This is a genomic window from Streptomyces buecherae, assembly GCF_014295035.1.
Taxonomy (GTDB): Bacteria; Actinomycetota; Actinomycetes; order Streptomycetales; family Streptomycetaceae; genus Streptomyces; species Streptomyces youssoufiensis.
Genome location: NZ_CP060404.1, coordinates 7,919,738 through 7,938,158, shown reverse-complemented (window position 1 = coordinate 7,938,158; position 18,421 = coordinate 7,919,738). Strand labels below are relative to the sequence as shown.

Here is an 18,421-nt window from a genome sequence, read left to right as displayed (position 1 = left end):
GCCGTGGGGTGGGGTCACAACTTGCGGGTGTCGCGGGGTTCGACGTACGGCTCCTCGGTGGGTGGGTGGCCGCTGTGGATGGCGCGGCTGCGTTCCAGCTCCGCGTTGAACTCCAGGCCCAGCAGGATGGCCAGGTTGGAGATCCACAGCCAGACCAGGAAGATGATGACCGCGGCGAGGCTGCCGTAGGTCTTGTTGTAGCTGCCGAAGTTCGCCACGTACACCGCGAAGCCGGCCGACGCGACGATCCAGATGAGGACGGCGATGAGGCTGCCCGGGCTGACCCAGCGCATACTGCGCTTGACGTTGGGGGCGGCCCAGTACAGCAGGGCGACGATCACGCTGAACAGCAGCAGCATCACCGGCCACTTGGCGATGTTCCAGACCGTGACGGCGGTGTCGCCGACGCCGATGACCTCGCCCGCCTTCTTGGCCAGCGTGCCGGTGAAGACCACGCCCACGGCGATGGCCGCGAGCAACAGGACCACCACGATGGTGATGCCCAGGCGCGTCGGCAGCGTCTTCCAGACCGGGCGGCCCTCGCCGATGTCGTAGACCGCGTTGGAGGCGCGCATGAAGGCGGCGACGTAACCCGAGGCCGACCACAGCGCGACCAGGACACCGATGGCCAGGGCGATGCCCGCCTTGCCCTGCCCGTCGCGCATCTGCTCCAACATGCTCACCAGGGTGTCCTGCACGGCACCGGGCGCCAGCTCGCGCACGTTGTCGATCAGCGAGTTGACCTGCGAGGTACCGAGCAACCCGACGATCGACAGCAGGGCGATGACGGCGGGGAAGATGGACAGGATGCCGTAGTAGGTCAGGGCCGCGGCCCAGTCGCTGAGGTTGTCGTCCTTGAACTCTTTGATCGTGCGCTTGAGGACGGCCTTCCAGGACCGGCTGGGCAGGTCCGTCGGCGCCTTGGCGGGTTGGTCCGCGTGGGGTTGGTCCCCGTGCGGCGCCTGGGCCGACCGGCCCGCTGCCGGCGGGTCGCCGGCAGCGGCGGGGCCGCCTCCCACGGAGGCGCCCCCGGCCTGCGGCGGCGCGGGCTCATCCGGCCCGTGGGGCCTGGATGGATGCCGTCGCTTCGGTCCTGCCTTGTGCAACGCCATGGTGGTTCACCAGCTCCGTTCCGCGCCGCCGCAGGGTGGGGGCGCTCGCGCTTGGTCGGGGGGCTGCCGTGGTCGCCACGCCGGTCCGCTACGTCTGTCCGCCGCCCTCGCGGGCCTCGTCGGCCACGTTGGCCCCGGAGCGCCGGGCGTGGTCGGTGACGTCGCCCGCCTGTTCGCGGGCGTGTTCCTGGGTGGTCCGGGCGGCCTTGGACGCCGTCCCCTTGACCTCGTCGGCGGCGTGCTTCGCCGTGTCCGTGGCTTCCTTCTTGAGGTGCTGGGCGGACTCGGTGGCGGCCTGCTTGACCGGTTCGATCACGCCGCTGGCATGCTCGGTGAGCTGGGCCGCCGCCTGCTCCTCGGCGCGGGACGCCGGGGCCAGCGAGGCGACGAGCATCCCGGCGCCGAAGGCGATCAGGCCGGCCGCGAGCGGGTTGCCCTGCGTCTGGGCCACCGCCTGTTCGGGCGCCTGGCGGACCGCGTCGCTCGCCTGGCCGGCCGCCTGCTTGGCGGTGTCGGCCGCTTGGCCCACGCCCTCGCGGGCGGACTCCGCCGCCTGTTGGGCCCGGTCGCTCGCCTGCTGGGCGCGGTCCCCGGCCTGGTCGGTGGCGTGCGACGCGGTTCCCATGACGCGTTCTCGCATGCCGGTGACCGAGTTGCGCATCCGACGCCCGCGGCGGTGAGCCACGCGGCGGGGGCTGGTGCGGTCAGCGAGCCGATCGAGGTCAGCGGACAGCTTGGCCCGGGTGGTCTCGATGTCGGCCCTTATCCGATCGGGTGACGTGCCCATCGCGCGTCCTCCTTGAGGGTTTCCATGGTGCGTTCCGGCTTCGGTGACACGGTCCTCATCTGGGCGCGGCCCCGCAGGAACAGAACCGCTCCGATCACTGCCCAGATGCCGGTGACGATCAGCGCGGCCCAGGCCAGGTCCATCACGTTGGCCAGGGCGAACACCGCCGTCAGCGACAGCAGCACGGCGACCATGTACCCGGCGAACCCGGCGCCGCCGAACATGCCCGCCGCCTTGCCCGCCTTCGTGGCCTCCTCCCGCACCTCGGCCTTCGCCAACTCCACTTCCTGCCGGAAGAGTTGTTGGACGTCCGAGGTCACGTCGGACACCAGCTCGCCGACCGACCGGTTCTTCGCGGGGCGGTAGGACTCGTACGTCTCGTGCCGGGTGGCGCCGTGCCCGTCGAGGTCCGGCGCCCGGTCCTGGACCGCGCTGGGGTACTGACGCGGCCGGGTGGATGTGGAAGTGGAAGTCGACATGTCACCTCTCCGGGTATCCGAGCAGTTCCGGGTGGTCGGAGCCGCGCGGCAGGGCCTGCCCGTCCTCGGGCGATCCCCGGCCGCCGGTGGCCAGCGGGCGCTCGGCGCCGGGGCCTCGGCCAGCGTCGCGGGCGCCGTCGTACGAGGCGCCACCGCTGGTGGTGGCCCGGCCGTTCGAGCCGCTGCCGGCCTTCACGAGCCTGCCGACGACCACGCCGGCCAGCACCGCCCCGCCCAGGAACGCACCGGGCCGCCGCCTGGCGAACCCCTGGAGGTCGTCGACCAGGCCGCTGACCCCCTGTCGGTCCAGGTAGTCGGCGGCGCGGTGGCCGCCGTCGGCGGCCTGGGAGACCAGGCTCCGGGCGGGCGAGTCGTCGGGCGCGTTGCGCGCGAGCCCGGCCAGGTCGTCCGACCACTGCCGCAGGGTGTGCGCCATGCGGTCGGCCTGGCCCTCCGCCTCGTCGGCGATGCGCCCCTTGAGGTCGTGCACCGCCGCGCCGGCCTGCTGCTTGGCCTCGTCCGTCACGGCCCTGGCCTGCTGCGCCGCGGTGCCCGCGACCTCGCCGGCGGCCTCCTTGGCGTGTCCGGCCGTCGCCGACGCCTCGTCCTTCGCCGCCTGCCCGGCCTGTTGCACACGCTCCGTACCAGTGTTCGCGGGCTCACCACTCACGAGTCCTCCTCTGTCGCCTGTCGCGGCCGTCCAGCCGGTGAGGGCTGTCGGCTCGGCTTGTCGGCTCGGCTTCGCTTCGGCTTGTTCGGGTCCTCGGCTCACTCGGGCCGTTCGGCCCGTTTGCCGACCGGGTGTGGTCCTCCTTCGGGTCTGTCGTGCGGCAGCGGGAGCCGTAGCGTGACGACCCGCGCGCGGAGCGGGGTGTCCGCTCCGTCGCGGGCCACGCCCGACCCCCGTGGGGCCACCGTGACGCCGGGGCCGGCCGCCGCCCGGCGTCGAGGTTCGGATCGTCCGGGTAACCCACCCTCGGAGGTACGAAACAACCGCGCCGCGACGGAAAAGCCCGCGACCGCTCTACGGTCCCGGCGCGGCGGCCCTCGACGGAGCCCGGACGCGTGGGTGCCGGGAGCGCCCGCGCCCGCTGCTGCCCTGCCCGTCGGCGACCAGTGCGCACGGTCGTGCGGTCGGTACACGCCCCCGCAAGGCCGCCGTCACAAAGGTCCGGCAGGCGAGACGGGCGTTGACCCATACGAGGGGCGTCGCTACGTTCGAGCGCATGTCTACGTCAGCCCTGCTCACCACGCGCGGTCACATCGACCTGCTGCGGGTGGCATCCGCCGCGTGTCGCCGCGCCCGCTGACGGTTCGTTCTCTCTTCCTCCTCCTTTCCCGCTTCCCCGCGCGCCTTCCTCGGCGTTCTCCCGCACGCTGACGGCCCGGCCGCCGCGCCCGACCGGCCCCTGATCGGGACGGTGTGGGCCGGCCTTCCCGGCACCCGCGCGCTCGTCGGCGTCAGTCGGCGCAGGTCGTCGGCGTCGGCGTACGGGTCGCCGCTCCCTCTCCGCTCGCCCGGGCCCCGGGTGCGTGCCTCGCGCCGCACGCGGCGGGTCGCCCTGGCCTACCCACTCCCGTGGAGCCCCCATGTCTCCGGTCCTCGAACCGGTCGTCCCCCTGTCCGCGCGCCGCCGGTCCGTGCCGCGCTGGCTGCGCCGCGCCACCGGTCCGCTCGCCCTGCTCGCCCTGTGGCAGGTGTGCAGCGCGACGGGAGTCCTCAGCCCCGACACGCTCGCCTCGCCCGGCACCATCGCCAGCACCGCGGCCGACATGACCCGGGACGGCACCCTGCCCGACGCCATGGCGGTGTCCGTCCAGCGGGTGGCGATCGGGCTCGCGCTCGGTGGCCTCGTCGGCATCGCCCTCGCCCTGCTGTCCGGGCTCTCCCGGCTCGGCGAGGACCTGATCGACGCCAGCGTGCAGATGCTGCGCAGCATTCCCTGGGTCGGGATGATCCCGCTGTTCATCATCTGGCTCGGTATCGGCGAGGCGCCGAAGATCGCGCTCATCGCGCTCGGCGTCGCCTTCCACCTCTACCTCAACGTCTACGCGGGCATCCGCGGCGTGGACACCGGGCTCATCGAGGCCGGCACCGCGCTCGGGCTGAACCGGTGGGGCCTGGTGCGGCACGTCGTGCTGCCGGGCGCGTTGCCCGGCGCGATGACCGGGCTGCGGTACTCGCTGGCCACCGCGTGGCTGGCGCTGGTCTTCGGCGAGACGATCAACGCCGACGAGGGCATCGGCTTCCTGCTCAACCGGGCGCGGGAGTTCTTCCAGACCGACGTGATCGTCGTCTGCCTGCTCGTCTACGCGGTCCTCGGGCTGCTCGCCGACTTCGTGGTCCGTACTCTCGAAAGGCTGTTGCTGCAATGGCGACCGACGTTCACGGGCGCATAGGCCCCCTGGAGAAGACGGCCATCGGCCGGGCCCCGGCTCCGGAGGTGGACGCGCCCCACACGGACGGCCCCGCGTCGGCACGTGGACCGCGACCCGAGGGCGCGCGCGGCCCCGGTGGCGACACGGCCGACCAGAGCGTGGGTGCGCCGGACGAGGGTGCGGCTGTCGCCATCGAGGTCGCCGGGCTCAGCCGGTCCTTCGGCGGCCGGCGGGTCATCGACGACCTCCATCTGACCGTGCGCCCGGGCGAGTTCGTGGCCCTGCTCGGCCGGAGTGGGTGCGGCAAGTCCACGCTGCTGCGCGTGTTGGCCGGGCTCGACCGCGAGATCGAGGGGCTGGTCCGGGTGCCGCGGGCCCGCGCGGTCGCCTTCCAGCAGCCCCGGTTGATGCCGTGGAAGCGGGTGTGGCGCAACGTACTGCTCGGCCTTCCGGGGCGTCCCGACCGGACCACCGCGGAGCGCGCGCTGGCCGAGGTCGGGCTCACCGAACGCGCCACCGCCTGGCCCAAGACGCTGTCTGGCGGTGAGGCCCAACGCGCCTCGCTGGCCCGGGCGTTGGTACGCGAGCCGGATCTGTTGCTGCTGGACGAGCCCTTCGGCGCGCTGGACGCGCTGACCCGGATCACGGCGCAGCGGCTGGTCGCCGACGTCTGGCAGCGGCGCGGCTGCGCTGTGTTGCTCGTGACGCACGATGTCGACGAGGCGGTGTCGCTGGCCGATCGCGTGCTGGTGATGGATCGCGGGGTCATCGCGTACGAGACGCCGGTGGGCCTGGATCGGCCGCGCGACGCGGGCGACCCGGCGTTCACCGCGCTGCGCGCCGAACTGCTCGACCGGCTCGGCGTGGCGGCTCCGGTCGGCCCCGCCGTCACCGCGGAGGCCGTGACAAACGCCGTGTCGGACGCCGCGTCGGACGTCGTGTCGGACGTCGTGTCGGACGCCGTCCGGAAGGAGGGGTGAGCCACATGGACCTCACGGACCGCATGAGCCCGGCGGCTGGCGCGCCCCGCGTGCCGCCGAGGGGGCGCGGGCCGCACTGCCCGCGCGGCAGCACCCGCCGCGACCCCGACGGCGCTCCGCGCGCCGCGACGCCCACCCGCCCCCGGATCGCCGACCACCGCCGCACCCGAACGGACTCGCTGTCATGAGCGCGCGCACCGCCATCGCCCTTCCCGCCCTGCTGCTCCCGCTGGTCCTGCTCCTCACGGGCTGCTCGGGCTCCTCGTCCGCGAACTCGGGCGGGGGCAACACCGACGGCAAGGGTTCGGTGACCCTCAACGTGGGCGACCAGAAGGGCGGCTCGGAGGCGGTGTTGCGGGCCGCCGGCGAGCTGGACGACCTGCCGTACAAGATCCGCTGGTCGACCTTCACCTCGGGTCCACCGCTGCTTGAGGCGGTCAACGCCAAGGCGGTGGACATCGGGGCCGTGGGCAACACCCCGCCGGTGTTCGCCGCCGCCGCGAAGTCGAGGATCAAGGTGATCGCGGCGACGCACGGCACCTCGTACGGCGAGGCGATCGTGGTCAAGAAGGGCTCGGAGCTACGGACGGTCGCCGACCTCAAGGGGAAGTCGGTCGCGGTGGCCCAGGGCAGCTCGGCGCACTACCAACTCACCGCGTCGCTGGCCAGGGCCGGCCTGTCGATCGACGACGTGAAGGTGAGCCTCCTCCAACCCGCCGACGCGCTGGCCGCGTTCACCCGGGGCAAGGTGGACGCCTGGGCGATCTGGGACCCGTACACCTCACAGGCCCTGCGGCAGGCCGACGCCCGGGTGCTCACGACGGGGCAGGGGGTGGTGAACGGTCTCGGCTTCCAGGTGGCCGCCCCGGCGGCGCTCGACGACGGCGAGAAGTCCAAGGCCATCGCCGACTACCTGCGCCGGTTGCACCGCGCCCAGGACTGGGTGTTCAAGCACCCCGAGGAGTGGGCCAGGGTGTGGGCGAAGGAGACGGGACTGCCGTACGAGACGGCGCTCGACTCGGTGCGCCGCTCGCACGGCACCCGGGTCACCGTCGCCGTGGACGAGGCCGCGGTCGCCTCCGAGCAGAAGATCGCCGACACCTTCGCCGAGCTGGGCCTGACCCCACGCCGGTTCTCCTTCCGGGACTTCGTGGACACCCGCTTCAACGCCGGGCTGCCACCGTCCACCGCGGCGCCCCGCTCCTACGGAAAGGGCCACTGATGTCCATCCACCTGCACTGGTTCCTGCCCACCGGCGGCGACGGCCGCACCCTGGTGGATCGGCACGCCTACGCCGCCGCCGACACCGGACGCTCGGGCATCGGGCCGGTGAGCGGGGTGCGCGCGCCCGACATCGACTACCTGACGCAGATCGCCAAGGCCGCCGAACACCTCGGCTTCGAGGCGGTGTTGACGCCCACCGGCACCTGGTGCGAGGACGCCTGGCTGACGACGGCCGCCCTGGCCCAGCACACGAAGCGGCTGAAATTCCTGGTCGCCTTCCGGCCCGGGGTGCTCTCGCCGGTGCTCGCCGCGCAGATGGCGGCCACCTACCAGCGGATCACCGGCGGGCGGCTGCTGCTGAACGTGGTGACCGGCGGCGACTCCACCGAGCAGCGCCGGTTCGGCGACCACCTGGACCACGACCAGCGGTACGCGCGCACGGCGGAGTTCCTGTCGGTGGTGCGGGGGGCGTGGCGCGGCGAGCCGTACGACTTCGCCGGCGAGCACTACCGGATCGAGGGCGGGCTGACGGCGCTGCCGCCCGACCCGCTGCCGCCCGTCTTCTTCGGGGGCTCGTCGCCGGCGGCGGGGCCGGTCGCGGCGGAGCACGCCGATGTGTACCTGACCTGGGGCGAGCCGCCGGCGCAGGTGCGGGAGAAGATCGGGTGGATCAGGGGGCTCGCCGAGCGCGCGGGGCGCGACGTCCGGTTCGGCATCCGGTTGCACACCATCTCGCGGGACTCGGCGAAGCAGGCGTGGGCCGTCGCCGACCGGCTGCTCGACGACCTCGACGCGGAGACGGTCGCCGCCGCCCAACGGGCGCTCGGGCGCAGCGAGTCGGTGGGCCAGCAGCGGATGCTGGCGCTGCACGGCGGCTCGCCCGACAAGCTGGAGATCGCGCCGAACCTGTGGGCGGGCGTCGGCCTGGTGCGGGGTGGCGCGGGCACGGCGCTGGTCGGCAGCCACGCGGAGGTCGCCGACCGGATCGAGGAGTACCACGCGCTGGGCATCGACCACTTCGTGCTGTCGGGCTATCCGCATCTGGAGGAGGCGTACTGGTTCGGCGAGGGCGTCGCGCCCGAGTTGGCGGCGCGCGGGCTGCTGGCGACTTCGACCGGGGGCGCGCGGGCGCCCCTCACCCACGGCCACCCGGCGTCCACGCCGGGTGGCGCACCGCTGCTGGTCGCCGGGGGGCGGTGAGGGGCAGCGGTGCTCCCGTCCGGCCCAGCCAGCGAGTGGCGGGGCCGGGCGGGCTCTCTTCCGGGGCGCACGCGGGCTCTCTCCCGGGGCCGGGGCGTACGGAAAGCTGGGGGCGTCACGGAGCGCGCCGCGGCGCGCGCGGGTGGCCGTGCTGGAGCGGCATGCCGCCGTAGGCCCCCGAGCACCACGGGAAGATTTCTCACGCCGCCCAAGTTAGTAGAAGCGTGAACAACACTGGGGTGGTGCGGGAGCGAGAGACCGGAGTCGGCCGGGCGGCGGACGGCGGCAGCGGCGGCGAGGCGCGGCACGCGCCGCCGACGCCGCTCGACGTGCTCGTCATCGGCGCTGGTCAGGCCGGTCTCTCCAGCGCGTACCACCTGCGCAGGCGCGGCTACGAGCCGCACACGGGCTTCGTCGTGCTCGACCACTCCCCCGCGCCGGGCGGCGCCTGGCAGTTCCGCTGGCCGACCCTGACGTACGGCAAGGTGCACGGGATGCACGCGCTGCCGGGCATGGAGCTGACCGGGGCCGACCCCGAGCGGCCCTCGTCCGAGGTGATCGGCGCGTACTTCGCCGCGTACGAGCGCGCCTTCGAGCTGCCGGTGCGCCGGCCGGTGGACGTCAGCTCGGTGCGCGACGGGGCGGACGGGCGGCTGCTGGTGCGCACCTCGGTGGGCGACTGGGCGCCCCGGGCCGTGATCAACGCGACCGGCACCTGGGACCGCCCGTTCTGGCCGCGCTACCCGGGCCAGGAGACGTTCGCCGGCCGCCAGTTGCACACCGCGCGGTACCCGGGGCCGGCGGCGTTCGCCGGGCAGCGGGTCGTCGTGGTCGGCGGCGGCACCTCCGCCGTGCAGCACCTGCTGGAGATCGCCGAGGTCGCGGCGGAGACCACCTGGGTGACCCGGCGCCCGCCGCTGTTCCGCAGCGGCCCGTTCGGCCCGGAGGAGGGGCGCGCCGCCGTGGCCATGGTCGAGGAGCGGGTGCGGCGCGGCCTGCCGCCGCGCAGCGTGGTCTCCGTGACCGGGCTGCCGATGACGGAGGCGATGGAGCGGGCCCGGGCGGCGGGCGTCCTGGACCGGCGGCCCATGTTCGACCGGCTCACCCGCTCCGGCGTGGCCTGGGACGACGGCCGGTTCGTCGAGGCGGACGTGGTGCTGTGGGCCACCGGCTTCCGCCCGGCCGTCGAGCACCTGGCGCCGCTGCGGCTGCGCGAGGCGGGCGGCGGCATCGCCCTGGACGGCACCCGGGCCGTCCGCGACCCGCGCGTCCACCTCGTCGGGTACGGCCCTTCGGCCAGCACCATCGGCGCCAACCGGGCCGGCGGCGCGGCCGTACGGGAGATCCACCGGCTGCTGGGCCAGCCCACGCCGGTCGCCGCCTGAGCACGGGGCACGCGCTCCGGAGGCGGCCCGCCAACCGGGCGAACGGCGCCGGCCGGCGCGCGCGAGTGGCGGCCCGGTCATACTTCACACCGCACCTCGGCTGCGGCAGGATGACCTCCGCGGTTGATCACGTTCCGGGCCCGCCCCGGTGGTCTGCCGGCGCCACCGGCCGAGGCAGGCCGAACCGGAAGGGCCAGGGCACCTCGCGAGACGGGCCGGGCCGGAAGGAGCGTCCGTGCGCGTTGCCCTCTTCGTCACCTGTGTCAACGACACCCTCTACCCGCGCACCGGCCAGGCCGTCGTCACCCTCCTGGAGCGGCTGGGGGTCGAGGTGGACTTCCCCGCCGCCCAGACCTGCTGCGGCCAGCCGCAGTACAACACGGGGTACCGGCACGAGAGCGAACCGCTGCTGCGCCACTACGCCGAGGTCTTCGCGGGCTACGACCACATCGTGACCCCCTCCGGCTCCTGCGTCGCCATGGTGCGGGACAACTATCCGCGTCTGGGGGCCAGGGCGCGGGCCGAGGGCCGGGGCGGTGCGCTGGCCGAGGCGGCGGCGAGCGTCGTGCCACGGACGTACGAGCTGACGGAGTTCCTGGTGGACGTCCTCGGGGTGACCGACGTGGGCGCGTACTACCCGCACACCGTCACCTACCACCCCACCTGCCACGGGCTGCGCATGCTGGGCCTGGGCGACCGGCCGCTGGCCCTGCTGCGCCAGGTGCGGGGGCTCAGGCTGGTGGAGTTGGCGGGGGCCGACGAGTGTTGCGGCTTCGGTGGCACGTTCGCCGTCAAGAACGCCGCCGTCTCGGCCGCCATGGGCGCCGACAAGGCCCGCGCCATCGACGCCACCGGGGCCGACGTGGTGTGCACCGTGGACAACTCGTGCCAGACGCACATCGGCGGCACCCTGTCCCGCCGGGGCTCGGCCGTGCGCCCCGTCCACCTCGCGGAGATCCTGGCCAGTACGGAAGGAAGGGTGCTGTGACCCGTATCCACCTCGGCATGCCCGCCCCGCCCGGCGCCGCCCCCGCGTTCCCCGACGCGGCCGAGCACTCCACGCGCGACACCACGCTGCGGAACAACCTGCGGCACGCCACGCACACCATCCGGGCCAAGCGCGCCGCGGCCGTCGCCGAACTCGCCGACTGGGGCGAGCTGCGCGCGGCGGGCGCCGCCATCAAGGACCACACCCTGCGCCACCTCGACCACTACCTGGAACAGGTGGAGGCCGCCGTCACGGCCGCCGGCGGCCAGGTGCACTGGGCCGTCGACGCCGCCGAGGCCAACGCCATCGTCACCCGCCTGGTGCGGGAGACCGGCGAGCGCGAGGTGGTCAAGGTCAAGTCGATGGCCACCCAGGAGATCGGCCTCAACGAGGCGCTGGCGGCGGCCGGGATCACGGCGTACGAGACGGATCTGGCCGAGTTGATCGTGCAGCTCGGCCAGGACCTGCCGTCGCACATCCTGGTGCCCGCCATCCACCGCAACCGCGCCGAGATCCGCGACATCTTCCGTACCCAGATGAGCCGCTGGGGCCGCCCGGCGCCGGCCGGGCTCACCGACGAGCCGGCCGAACTCGCCGAGGCCGCGCGGCTGCACCTGCGGGAGAAGTTCCTGTCGGCCAAGGTCGCCGTCTCCGGCGCCAACTTCGTCGTCGCCGAGACCGGCACCCTGGTCGTCGTCGAGTCCGAGGGCAACGGCCGGATGTGCCTGACCCTGCCCGAGACGCTGATCTCGGTCGTCGGCATCGAGAAGGTCATCCCCTCCTGGCGGGACCTGGAGGTCTTCCTGCAACTGCTGCCGCGCTCCTCGACCGCCGAGCGCATGAACCCCTACACCTCGATGTGGACCGGCGTCACGGACGACGACGGCCCCGCCGCCTTCCACCTGGTCCTGCTCGACAACGGCCGCACCGACGCGCTCGCCGACCAGGTGGGACGCCAGGCCCTGCGCTGCATCCGCTGCTCCGCCTGCCTCAACGTGTGCCCCGTCTACGAGCGCGCCGGCGGCCACGCCTACGGGTCCGCCTACCCGGGACCGATCGGCGCGATCCTGACGCCGCAGCTCCGGGGCACCGTCAGCGCGCTGGACGCGTCCCTGCCGTACGCCTCCTCGCTCTGCGGCGCCTGCTACGAGGTCTGCCCGGTCGCCATCGACATCCCCGAGGTCCTGGTGCGGCTCCGGGAGCGGGTGGTCGAGGGCGGCCCGGTGACGGTGCGCGGCACGCGGGCGGTGATCCGACCGGCCCGGGGCCACGCGGCCGAGCGGGCCGCCATGCGCGCCGCCCGCTGGGCCTTCGAGCACCCGCGCGCGCTCCGCGCCGGCCAGCGGCTGGCCTCGCGTACCCGCGCGCTGCACCCCAGACGCCTGCCGGGCCCCGGCCGCGCCTGGACGCGCAGCCGCGATCTGCCCGAGGTGCCGGCGGAGTCCTTCCGCGACTGGTGGCAGCGCACCCGTGGCGATCGGGGGACGGCATGAGCGGCAGGGAACGGATCCTTGGCCGGGTACGCCGGGCGCTGGCCGACGTGGGCGAGGAGCACCCCGGCGCCGCGGCGCGAGGCGGCGCGGCGCACGCCGGCGGCGAGCCCGGGCGGGACGGCACGGCCCCGGGTGGCGCGCCCCGGGACGGCGTGGCCCGGGACTATCTGCGGGTGCACGGCGAGCGCACGGCGGCCGAGCGGGTCGGACTGCTCGCGACGCACCTGGCGGACTACCGGGCCCACGTGCACCGCACCGACGCGGCCGGGCTGCCCGGCACCCTCGCGGCGTTGCTCGCCGCACGGGGCGCGCGCCGCGTGGCGGTGCCCGAGGGGCTGCCCGCCGACTGGCTGTCCGCGTCCGCCGCCACCCCGGTCCCCGACACGCCCGCCCTGACGGCCCGCGACCTCGACGCGGTGGACAGCGTCGTGACCGGGTGCGCGGTGGCGATCGCCGAGACCGGCACGCTCGTCCTCGACGCGGGCCCCGGGCAGGGCCGGCGTCAGCTCACGCTCGTACCCGACCACCACGTGTGCGTCGTGCACGTGCCGGAGCAGGTGGTGGACTCGTTGCCGCAGGCGTTGGAGCGCCTGGTTCCGCACCGCCCGTTGACCTGGATCTCCGGCCCGTCGGCCACCAGCGACATCGAGCTGAGCCGGGTGGAGGGGGTGCACGGCCCGCGCGCCCTGGACGTCGTCCTCCTGTCGGCCGACGCGTCGCCCACCGCCCCGCCGAGCCCCCGCTGACCGGCCGCGCCCCACCCGCCACGGGCGCACGGCGCGGCGGACGGGCGGCGGGCGGGCGGGCGGCGCGGCGGACAGGCAGCGCGCCGTCGCCGGCGGTCAGCCGGTGCCGGCCGCCGCGTCGGTGGCGTTGTCGATGGCGTTGTCGATGGCCGTGGCGTCGGTGGTCGTGACCGCCTCGATCGCCGGCGCCCAACCCAGCAACTCCTCGTCGGCGCCGGCGCGGGCCACGCACTGCACGCCGAGCGGCAGCCCGGGGGCCAGGCTGCCGGCGGGTACGGTGAGCGCCGGCACCCCGGCGTACGACCACGGCAGGCACATCACCGAGTTGCCGGTGGTGGCCAGCCCCCTGGGCGCCGTGCCGGTGGCGGCCGGGGTGATCCACAGGTCGATGCCCTCGGCGGCCAGCGTGGCGTGCACCCGGTCGCGGAACGCCCGCTGGTGCTCCCGGGCCGCCGCGTAGTCGGCCTCCGCCACCTGCTGGCCCTGCCGGATGGCGGCGACGGTCTCGGGGCGGTAGAGGTGGCCGAAGCGGGGGAACCACTGGGCGTGCGTGCGGGCCACCTCGTACCGGTTGACGACGAACTGCTGGGCGTAGACGGCGTCGAAGTCCGGCATGAACGGCACCCGGCGCACCGTGAACCCGGCCGCCCGCAGGCGTTCGACCTGCCTGTCGAAGGCCGCCACGGCGTCCGCGTCCGCGCGGTCGAGGTAGGGGCCCGTGGCCACGCCGAGCACGGGCAGCGCGCGCCCGGCGCCGGTCGCCTCCCGCGCCGCGTCGGCGCGCCAGTCGTCACACACCACCGCCGCCGCGTGGGCCACACCGGCCACGTCGGCGGCGAAAAGGCCGAGCGTGTCCAGGCTGGGCGCGTTGGCGATGACACCGGCCACGGGAACGCGGTCGTAGCTGGGTTTGAAGCCGACGACGCCGCAGTAGGCCGCCGGCCGGATCATCGAGCCCACGGTCTGGGTGCCGACCGCCAGCGGCACCATGCCCGCCGCGACGGCCGCCGCGGAGCCACTGCTGGAACCGCCCGGCGAGTGGTCGAGATGGTGCGGGTTACGGGTGGGGCCCGGGGCCGTGACCGCGAACTCGGCGGTCACCGTCTTGCCCGCCACGACGGCCCCGGCCGCGCGCAGCCGCGCCACCACCGTCGACTGCTCTCCCGTCAGTTCGCCGGCGGGCACGGCCGAGCCGGCGCCCGTGGCCAGCCCGTCGGCGTGCATGATGTCCTTCACGCCGACGGGTACGCCGAACAGCGCGGGCCGCCCGGCCGGCTCGGGCCAGCGGGCCCGGACCGCGGCGGCCTCGGCCCGCAGCCGCCCACGCCGGTCCGGCTCGGCGACGAACGCACGTATCCGGCCATCGATCGCGGCTATCCGATCGCAGGTCCGCTCGACGTGCGCGAGCGGGTCCCGCTCCCCCGAGCGGAGCGCCGCGACCTCGGCCACCAACGGACGGCGCCTGATCAGCTCATCTCTGTCTGCCATGGCGGACAGCGTACGGCGGCGCCCGCCACCGGCCGGCCCGCACGCGGCGGTCGCCGCGGCGCCCGAACGCGCCCCTCGGGGAGGGCCGTTACCGGCCAGGGCGGGGCCGCGCCGGGCTGGCCCGGGCCCGGCGCGGCCCGCCACCGGCCGCCCTCAGTCCTCGGTGAACAGCCCCACCAGGTCCGGGCGGCCGAAGACCTGGGCCGCCTCAATGGCCGAGGGCGCGCCGGCCGACGGGTCGGCGCCGTGCCGCACGAGCAGCCGGACGACCTCGTCCTCGCCCTTGAACACCGCGCCCGCCAGCGGCGTCTGGCCCCGGTCGTTGGCGCGGTCCGGGTCGGCGCCGCGCTGGAGCAACGCCTCCACGGCCGGCGCGTGGCCGTGGTAGGCGGCGAGCATGACCAGCGAGTCGCCGCGGTCGTTGGTGAGGTTGGCGGGGACCCCGGCGTCCACGTACGCGGCCAGCGTGTCCGTGTCGCCGTGCCGGGCCAGGTCGAAGACCTTGGCCGCCAGTTGCAGCACCTCCGGATCGTGCGCCGGCTCGACGTTCGGGTCCACCCCGCCCTGTGCGCTGGCACCGCCGTGTTCGGTCATGAAATCCGCCCTTCGCTCTGTCGAGGAGGGCCCACCCCCAGGTGCGGGAGAGCCCCGATCGCCGCATCGAGGCGCCGCGGTTCCGGTCCGCGCCGCACTCCCACCCTACGGATCGATCATCACTCACGCGCGAGTGAATTGACTGATAAATCACCCATTCGCAACTTTCTCACTTTCGTCCTTTCTGTGAGTCTTGTGTCACTCGCGGTGATCGTCCACATTCATCAGGAGACCCGTCATGATCTTCTCCATCTCCGGCGTCGTGCTGCTCGGCGTCATCGTCTTCCTGTTCTTCCGTAAGGACGGCCTCAAGGCATCACACGCCATCGTCTGCGCCCTGTTCGGCTTCTACCTGGCCGGCACGGCGATCGCGCCCAGCATCCAGGCCGGCAGCGCCAGCCTCGCCGACCTGCTGGGCGACATCAGGATCTGACCGCCCACCGCCAGCCCTGGAGGCCGCCCGTGGCCCGCCCCGCGCTCCCCCGCCCCCCGATCGCCCAGGCCCCACTCGCCCGTGGGCGCGCCCTCGCGCGCACCGCCGCCGGCGGCGTCGCCGACGTCCTGCACCCGCTGCTGGTCGTGGCGCGCGGCCTACGGGCGCTCGCCGCCGCCGGCCGCCGCGGGTGGCAGCGGACCCCACGGGAGCGGCGCGGCCCCACGCTGTTCTTCGGCGCGGCCGGCGCCCTGGCCGTCGGCCTCGCGCCGTACGGGCCGCTGCTGGCGCTGGTCGGCCTGCTGGCCGCGGCGGGCTGGGCCGGCCGCGAGCGGTCGGCGCTGCGCAACACGCCCACCGAGGCCGAGGCCGCGCGGCTGCGCACGCTGTACGAGGCGCTCGTGCCGCACTTCGGCGCGCCCGACGACCCCGACCCGCTGTACGCGTACGCCCGCACCTGGGAGACGACCTTCGAGGAGTACGCCTTCGCGGACGACGGGCGGCCCACACACCTGGCGCTGCGCTACCCCGCCTACTTCGCGGACGGCGACCCCGTGGCGCGGTGGCGCGTCGAACGGTTGCTGGCCGCGAAGTGCGGGCGGGGCCGCGAGTACCGCTTCGACTGGGACCAGGAGGCGGGCCGGCTCACCCTCAGCGTGTTGCCCGCCCTGCCCGCCACCCTGTGCGCCCAGCGCTTCGTGACGGCGCCCGGCGAGGCGGTCCTGGGCTTCACCGACCCGGACGCGGTGCGGCGCACCGTACCGGTGACCGACCTCGACGGGCGGGCCGACCAGCACGCGGCGCCGGTGCTGTGGCGCACCGGCGCCCGGTCCACCGAACCGCACCTGCTCGCCCTCGGCCGGCCGGGCAGCGGTACCACCACCCTGCTGCGCTCGCTGCTGCTCCAGGCCCTGCCGCACGCCGACGTCCTGGTCGTCGACGGCGCGGGCAGCGGCGGCTACGGCTTCCTGCACGGCCGGTCCGGCGTCCTGGCCGTGGAGAGCGACCCGGCCGGCGCGCTGGCCGCCCTGGAGTGGGCCGCGCACGAGACCGAGCGGCGACTCGTCCGCGCCCACGAGGCCCGGCGCCTCGGCCAGCCCGCCCCCGACGACATCCGCCGGCCGCTGTGGCTCGTGGTGGACCGACCCGCCGCCCTCACCCACCTGACGTCGACCAAAGGCCGCCCCGGCCCCCAGGAACTGCTACGCGGCCCGCTCCGGCACGGCCGGCCCGCGCACATCAGCGTCGTCATCGCCGAGCAGCCCGACGGGGCCGAGTCCCTCGGCCCGTACGTCGCCGCCGCCACCCGCGCCCGCGTGGTGCTCGGGCCCGCCTCGTACGAACAGCTCCACCGCACGCTCGGCGCGCCGCCGCCCACCTCGCCGGTGCCCGACACGCCGCCGGGTCGCGGCTTCGCCCGGCTCGGCGACGGCCCGGTCTACCGCCTCCAGGTCCCCGCCACGCCCGACCCGTACGACGACGCCACCAGCGAGGCCCAGCGCGGGGCGGTCCTCGCCCTGCTGCCGGGGTACGCCACGGTCCCGTCGGCGACGGAGGCCGTGCCGTCGACCGCGCCGCCACCGACCCCGCGCTGACGCCCGGCCACGGCGGGCGCGCGGCACCGTACGACTACGCCACGAACAGCCGCGTCGATTCGCCCTCCGCGCCGACCCCCGTCGCCACCAGGCGCGCCGCGGACGCCAGGCGGACGGCGGCCTCGTCGGCGACCGCGCCGCTGACCGTGAACGGCAGCCGCACATACCCCTCGAACGCCCCGTCGATGCCGAAGCGCGGCCCGGACGGGACGCGCACCCCGAGCCGTTCGCCGGCCTCGGCGATACGCGATCCGGACAGGCCGCCGGTGCGCACCCACAGCGTGAGCCCGCCCCGGGGGATCGTGAACTCCCAGTCCGGCAGGTGCCGTTCGAGCGCGGCCACCAGGGCGTCCCGGTTCTCCCGCGCGCCGGCCCGTCGCACGGCCACCGCCTCCTCCCAACCGCCGTTGCCCAGCAGCCAGTTCACGGCGAGCTGGTCGATGACGGGCGTGCCGAGATCGGCGTACGCGCGGGCCGCGACCAGCGTGCGGATCACCTCGGGCGCGGCCCGCACCCAGCCGATCCGCAGCCCGCCCCAGAACGCCTTGCTCGCGCTGCCCAGGGTGATCACGGCATTGCCCGCGGGGTCGAACGCGGAGACCGGCTTGGGCATCCGCACGTCCGGCTCCAACGGCAGGTCGGCCATCGTCTCGTCCACCACGAGTACGGTGCCGGCCGAGCGCGCGGCCTCGACCAGGTCGCGCCGCTGCTCGTCGGTGGCGAGCGCGCCGGTCGGGTTGTGGAAGTCGGCGACGACGTAGGCCATCCGCGGCGCGGCGTCCCGCAGCACCTGCCGCCAACCCGCGACGTCCCAGCCCCGCAACCCGTCGGCCATGGCGACGGGCACCAGCCGGGTGCCCATCTCGCGCATGAGCTGGAGGACGTTGGCGTACGAGGGGGACTCGACGGCCACGCGTTCCCCGGGTCTGACCATGAGGCGGCAGATGGCGGCCACCGCGCCCATCGCCCCGGTGGTGACCATGATCTGCTCCGGCATGGTCGGGATGCCGCGCTCGGTGTAGCGGTCCGCGAGCGCCTGCCGCAGGGCGGGCAGGCCGGCGGGGTAGTCACCGTGCGTGTGGGCGTACGGCGGCAGCGCCTCCATCGCGCCGCCCACCGCGCGCGTCAGCCACGGCTCGGGCGCGGGCAGCGCCGCGCAGCCGAGGTCGATCACCGAACCGGCGGCCTCCGGCGGCAGCGGCTCCAGGGCCCGGGTGGGCAGCGGGTTGCCCGCCGGCACGGCCGTCCAACTGCCCGACCCGCGGCGCGAGGCGAGGAAGCCCTCGCCTCGCAGCGCCTCGTACGCGGCGGCGACGGTGGTGCGGCTGACGGCGAGGGCGGCGGCGAGTTCCCGCTCGGCCGGAACCCGCGCGGCCACCGGCAGCCGGCCCTCCAGGACGAGCAGCCGCACACCGTCGGCCAGCGCCCGGTAGGCGGGTACCCGGCGCCCGGGCACCTCGGTGGCTCCCGCCGGACGTTGCGACGCCAGGAGCCGCGCCAACTGCGGGGCCCCCACCGCAGAGGTCCACTCACCCATG

Annotated in this window: 18 protein-coding genes; 11 read left to right on the top strand and 7 right to left on the bottom strand. The window is 75.1% G+C overall.

Translation table 11 applies throughout. The features are described from left to right. Positions 1-14: 14 nt before the first annotated feature. The 4 genes from H7H31_RS31485 to H7H31_RS31470 form a co-directional block, all read right to left on the bottom strand. Positions 15-1,019: a YihY/virulence factor BrkB family protein gene (locus tag H7H31_RS31485; RefSeq protein ID WP_232110173.1), complete on the bottom strand. Its 1,005-nt coding sequence runs from the start codon at positions 1,017-1,019 to the stop codon at positions 15-17. Positions 1,020-1,200: 181 nt separating this feature from the next. Next, complete coding sequence (locus tag H7H31_RS31480; protein WP_187065043.1) at positions 1,201-1,899, bottom strand: DUF3618 domain-containing protein; 699 nt, start codon at positions 1,897-1,899, stop codon at positions 1,201-1,203. Further along, positions 1,875-2,378 (bottom strand): phage holin family protein, encoded by a 504-nt coding sequence (locus tag H7H31_RS31475; protein WP_187065042.1) that lies wholly within the window; start codon positions 2,376-2,378, stop codon positions 1,875-1,877. The genes H7H31_RS31480 and H7H31_RS31475 overlap by 25 nt, the downstream gene beginning before the upstream one ends. Position 2,379: 1 nt before the next feature. Continuing rightward, positions 2,380-3,048, bottom strand: a complete 669-nt coding sequence (locus tag H7H31_RS31470) for a hypothetical protein (RefSeq protein WP_187065041.1) — start codon at positions 3,046-3,048, stop codon at positions 2,380-2,382. A 920-nt stretch (positions 3,049-3,968) separates the two neighbouring features. Here H7H31_RS31470 and H7H31_RS31465 point away from each other — a divergent pair. The 9 genes from H7H31_RS31465 (at position 3,969) to H7H31_RS31425 (ending at position 12,773) form a co-directional block, all read left to right on the top strand. Beyond that, positions 3,969-4,778 carry an ABC transporter permease gene (locus H7H31_RS31465; RefSeq protein WP_187065040.1) on the top strand — a complete coding sequence of 270 codons (810 nt, stop codon included), beginning with the start codon at positions 3,969-3,971 and terminating at the stop codon, positions 4,776-4,778. Beyond that, the gene (locus tag H7H31_RS31460; protein WP_232110172.1) at positions 4,751-5,737 is read left to right on the top strand and encodes an ABC transporter ATP-binding protein; all 987 of its coding nucleotides are present in this window, start codon (positions 4,751-4,753) and stop codon (positions 5,735-5,737) included. Before H7H31_RS31465 ends, H7H31_RS31460 begins: the two co-directional genes overlap by 28 nt. 5 nt (positions 5,738-5,742) lie before the next feature. After that, positions 5,743-5,925, top strand: a complete 183-nt coding sequence (locus H7H31_RS31455) for a hypothetical protein (protein ID WP_187065039.1) — start codon at positions 5,743-5,745, stop codon at positions 5,923-5,925. Continuing rightward, complete coding sequence (locus H7H31_RS31450; RefSeq protein WP_187065038.1) at positions 5,922-6,959, top strand: ABC transporter substrate-binding protein; 1,038 nt, start codon at positions 5,922-5,924, stop codon at positions 6,957-6,959. The genes H7H31_RS31455 and H7H31_RS31450 overlap by 4 nt, the downstream gene beginning before the upstream one ends. Continuing rightward, entirely contained in the window at positions 6,959-8,161 is a 1,203-nt protein-coding gene (locus tag H7H31_RS31445; RefSeq protein ID WP_187065037.1) for an LLM class flavin-dependent oxidoreductase, read from the top strand. The genes H7H31_RS31450 and H7H31_RS31445 overlap by 1 nt, the downstream gene beginning before the upstream one ends. 329 nt (positions 8,162-8,490) lie before the next feature. Next, complete coding sequence (locus H7H31_RS31440; protein WP_232110397.1) at positions 8,491-9,546, top strand: NAD(P)-binding domain-containing protein; 1,056 nt, start codon at positions 8,491-8,493, stop codon at positions 9,544-9,546. A 235-nt stretch (positions 9,547-9,781) separates the two neighbouring features. Next, a complete protein-coding gene (locus H7H31_RS31435; protein ID WP_187065035.1) occupies positions 9,782-10,534 on the top strand; it encodes a (Fe-S)-binding protein in 753 nt (250 codons plus the stop codon). Between the two features lie 17 nt (positions 10,535-10,551). Further along, entirely contained in the window at positions 10,552-12,027 is a 1,476-nt protein-coding gene (locus H7H31_RS31430) for a lactate utilization protein B (protein WP_187065071.1), read from the top strand. Continuing rightward, positions 12,024-12,773, top strand: a complete 750-nt coding sequence (locus tag H7H31_RS31425) for a LutC/YkgG family protein (protein ID WP_187065034.1) — start codon at positions 12,024-12,026, stop codon at positions 12,771-12,773. The genes H7H31_RS31430 and H7H31_RS31425 overlap by 4 nt, the downstream gene beginning before the upstream one ends. Positions 12,774-12,869: 96 nt before the next feature. Here the strand turns inward: H7H31_RS31425 and H7H31_RS31420 are convergent, their stop codons facing one another. Then, positions 12,870-14,261 (bottom strand): amidase, encoded by a 1,392-nt coding sequence (locus H7H31_RS31420; protein WP_187059764.1) that lies wholly within the window; start codon positions 14,259-14,261, stop codon positions 12,870-12,872. A gap of 153 nt (positions 14,262-14,414) precedes the next feature. Continuing rightward, a complete protein-coding gene (locus H7H31_RS31415; RefSeq protein ID WP_187059763.1) occupies positions 14,415-14,855 on the bottom strand; it encodes an ankyrin repeat domain-containing protein in 441 nt (146 codons plus the stop codon). A 238-nt stretch (positions 14,856-15,093) separates the two neighbouring features. On the opposite strand from H7H31_RS31415, the gene H7H31_RS31410 reads away from it, so the two are divergent. Next, a complete protein-coding gene (locus H7H31_RS31410; protein ID WP_176160394.1) occupies positions 15,094-15,288 on the top strand; it encodes a hypothetical protein in 195 nt (64 codons plus the stop codon). A 29-nt stretch (positions 15,289-15,317) separates the two neighbouring features. Then, entirely contained in the window at positions 15,318-16,883 is a 1,566-nt protein-coding gene (locus tag H7H31_RS31405) for a hypothetical protein (protein WP_187118181.1), read from the top strand. A gap of 34 nt (positions 16,884-16,917) precedes the next feature. Here the strand turns inward: H7H31_RS31405 and H7H31_RS31400 are convergent, their stop codons facing one another. Further along, entirely contained in the window at positions 16,918-18,420 is a 1,503-nt protein-coding gene (locus tag H7H31_RS31400; protein WP_187061204.1) for an SCO1417 family PLP biosynthesis transcription factor, read from the bottom strand. Between the last annotated feature and the right edge of the window lies 1 nt (position 18,421).

What these genes read in the sequence shown, in the direction of transcription:
- H7H31_RS31480 (WP_187065043.1), bottom strand. Translation starts at nt 1,899, where the DNA reads ATGGGCACGTCACCCGATCGGATAAGGGCCGACATCGAGACCACCCGG.
- H7H31_RS31475 (WP_187065042.1), bottom strand. Translation starts at nt 2,378, where the DNA reads ATGTCGACTTCCACTTCCACATCCACCCGGCCGCGTCAGTACCCCAGC.
- H7H31_RS31465 (WP_187065040.1), top strand. Translation starts at nt 3,969, where the DNA reads ATGTCTCCGGTCCTCGAACCGGTCGTCCCCCTGTCCGCGCGCCGCCGG.
- H7H31_RS31460 (WP_232110172.1), top strand. Translation starts at nt 4,751, where the DNA reads ATGGCGACCGACGTTCACGGGCGCATAGGCCCCCTGGAGAAGACGGCC.
- H7H31_RS31455 (WP_187065039.1), top strand. Translation starts at nt 5,743, where the DNA reads ATGGACCTCACGGACCGCATGAGCCCGGCGGCTGGCGCGCCCCGCGTG.
- H7H31_RS31450 (WP_187065038.1), top strand. Translation starts at nt 5,922, where the DNA reads ATGAGCGCGCGCACCGCCATCGCCCTTCCCGCCCTGCTGCTCCCGCTG.
- H7H31_RS31445 (WP_187065037.1), top strand. Translation starts at nt 6,959, where the DNA reads ATGTCCATCCACCTGCACTGGTTCCTGCCCACCGGCGGCGACGGCCGC.
- H7H31_RS31430 (WP_187065071.1), top strand. Translation starts at nt 10,552, where the DNA reads ATGCCCGCCCCGCCCGGCGCCGCCCCCGCGTTCCCCGACGCGGCCGAG.
- H7H31_RS31425 (WP_187065034.1), top strand. Translation starts at nt 12,024, where the DNA reads ATGAGCGGCAGGGAACGGATCCTTGGCCGGGTACGCCGGGCGCTGGCC.
- H7H31_RS31420 (WP_187059764.1), bottom strand. Translation starts at nt 14,261, where the DNA reads ATGGCAGACAGAGATGAGCTGATCAGGCGCCGTCCGTTGGTGGCCGAG.
- H7H31_RS31415 (WP_187059763.1), bottom strand. Translation starts at nt 14,855, where the DNA reads ATGACCGAACACGGCGGTGCCAGCGCACAGGGCGGGGTGGACCCGAAC.
- H7H31_RS31410 (WP_176160394.1), top strand. Translation starts at nt 15,094, where the DNA reads ATGATCTTCTCCATCTCCGGCGTCGTGCTGCTCGGCGTCATCGTCTTC.
- H7H31_RS31400 (WP_187061204.1), bottom strand. Translation starts at nt 18,420, where the DNA reads ATGGGTGAGTGGACCTCTGCGGTGGGGGCCCCGCAGTTGGCGCGGCTC.